Here is a 2,203-nt window from a genome sequence, read left to right as displayed (position 1 = left end):
TCTCGGAGCCGAGGTGGGTCATGTCGAGCACGACGTAGTCCTTGTTGGGACCGCAGCCGCGCCCTTCCTTGATCTCCTGGTCCATGCAGCGCGAGACGAAGTCGCGCGGCGCCAGGTCCTTCAGCGTCGGGGCGTAGCGCTCCATGAAGCGCTCGCCGTCGCTGTTGCGCAGGATCGCGCCCTCGCCGCGGCAGCCCTCGGTCAGCAGCACGCCGGCACCGGCCACGCCGGTCGGGTGGAACTGCCAGAACTCCATGTCCTCGAGCGGGATGCCGGCGCGTGCCGCCATGCCCAGGCCGTCGCCGGTGTTGATGAAGGCGTTGGTCGAGGCCGCGAAGATGCGCCCCGCGCCGCCGGTGGCCAGCAGCACGGTCTTGGCTTCGAGGATGTGCAGCTCGCCGGTCTCCATCTCGAGCGCGGTGACGCCGACCACGTCGCCCTCGGCGTCGCGGATCAGGTCGAGCGCCATCCACTCGACGAAGAAGTGCGTGCGCGCCTTGACGTTCTGCTGGTACAGCGTGTGCAGCATCGCGTGGCCGGTGCGGTCGGCGGCGGCGCAGGCGCGCTGCACCGGCTTCTCGCCGTAGTTGGCGGTGTGGCCGCCGAACGGGCGCTGGTAGATGGTGCCGTCGGGGTTGCGGTCGAACGGCATGCCGAAGTGCTCGAGCTCGTAGACGACCTTCGGCGCCTCGCGGCACATGAATTCGATCGCGTCCTGGTCGCCGAGCCAGTCGGAACCCTTCACGGTGTCGAAGAAGTGGTAGTGCCAGTTGTCTTCGGACATGTTGCCGAGCGAGGCACCGATGCCGCCCTGCGCGGCCACCGTGTGCGAACGGGTCGGGAACACCTTGGACAGCACGGCGACGTTCAGCCCGGCACGGGCCAGCTGCAGCGAGGCACGCATGCCCGAGCCGCCGGCGCCGACGATGACGACGTCGAACTTGCGCTTGGAGATCGAGGAAGAGGAAAAGCTCACGTCACAGTCTCCAGAGCACTTGAATCGCCCAGCCGGCACAGCCGACCAGCCACACCAGCGTGAGCACCTGCAGGGCYAGCTTCACGCCGACCGGCTTCACGTAGTCCATCAGCACGTCGCGCACGCCGACCCACACGTGGTAGGCCAGCGAGACGATCACGACGAAGGTCAGCACCTTCATCCACTGGCGCGAGAAGATGCCGGCCCACTTGTCGTAGCCCATCGAGCCCGGCAGCAGCACCTGCACGATCAGCGCGACCGTGAACAGCGCCATCACCAGTGCGGTGGCGCGCTGGGCCATCCAGTCGCGCAGGCCGTAGTGCGCGCCGACGACCAGGCGCTTCGAACCAAAGTTTTGTGTCATGGTGTGGCGCCTCAGAAGAACAGCTTCCAGCCGAGCACGAGGGTCAGCAGGACACTCAGCACCAGCGTGACGAGGGCCGACTGGCGGCCGAATTCCTTGCTGACCGAGTGCGTCGCGTCCATCCACAGGTGGCGCACGCCGGCGATGAAGTGATGCAGGTAGGACCAGATCAGCGCGAGCGTCACCAGCTTGATGAACCAGGCCGGCACGAAGCCGTAGCCGCCCATGAAGACGCCGGTGAACTGCGAGTACGAGACCTCGGAGGTGAGGCTGGTGTCGAACATCCAGATGATGAACGGGAGCAGCACGAACATCAGCAGGCCGCTGACGCGGTGCAGGATGGACACCCAGCCCGCAAGGGGCAGCCGGTACTGGGTGGCGTCGATCAGACGCATCGTTCCTGGCCTCCGTGAGGAGATTGGCTTGGAAATCTCTGTCATACCCACCTTGTGTAATCGAGACGAAACCKAAGGATTTTATTGCAACGCAGCAGATTCTCGTGGGGGTCGGAGAAGTGACCGCGGCAAATGATGCGCCTTCGCGACCAACTTCGGGCGCGGCGACACGGCTAACTGAGTTCGTTCCTGTAGTAATGCGAGCGCGTGTTGTAGAGGCCGCGCCGCAGCTCGACCGGCTTGTCGCCATAGGTGCGCGACAGCCGCTCCACGCTGAGCAGCGGCTCGCCGACCGGCACGCCCAGCAGTTCGGCCGCGCCGGCATCGGCCGCCACCGCCCGCAACTGCTCCTCGGCCCGGATCATGCGCACGCCGAATTCGGTCTCGAACAGGCCGTACAAGGGCCCGCGGTAGTCGGTCAGGCGCTCGGCCGTCAGCCCCTTGAACAGCGCAGCCGGCAGCCAGATG

4 protein-coding genes are annotated in these 2,203 nt (G+C 66.3%); all 4 read right to left on the bottom strand.

What is annotated here, in order from left to right:
* Window positions 1–904: FAD-binding protein (locus tag AC1D15_RS28230; protein ID WP_477828619.1), on the bottom strand; the 904-nt coding region annotated here is incomplete at its 3' end.
* A gap of 73 nt (window positions 905–977) precedes the next feature.
* A complete protein-coding gene (sdhD, locus tag AC1D15_RS28225; RefSeq protein ID WP_047511244.1) occupies window positions 978–1,340 on the bottom strand; it encodes a succinate dehydrogenase, hydrophobic membrane anchor protein in 363 nt (120 codons plus the stop codon).
* Window positions 1,341–1,351: 11 nt separating this feature from the next.
* A complete protein-coding gene (gene sdhC / locus AC1D15_RS28220; RefSeq protein ID WP_477828618.1) occupies window positions 1,352–1,780 on the bottom strand; it encodes a succinate dehydrogenase, cytochrome b556 subunit in 429 nt (142 codons plus the stop codon).
* Window positions 1,781–1,908: 128 nt separating this feature from the next.
* A partial coding sequence (locus AC1D15_RS28215) for a UTRA domain-containing protein (protein ID WP_477828617.1) occupies window positions 1,909–2,203 on the bottom strand: 295 nt, incomplete at its 5' end.

Source organism: Rhizobacter sp. P2_H2 (assembly GCF_056403375.1).
The sequence above is the reverse complement of the archived record's forward strand: the minus strand, read 5'-3'. Positions and strand labels throughout refer to the sequence as shown.

What these genes read in the sequence shown, in the direction of transcription:
- sdhC (WP_477828618.1), bottom strand. Translation starts at nt 1,780, where the DNA reads ATGACAGAGATTTCCAAGCCAATCTCCTCACGGAGGCCAGGAACGATG.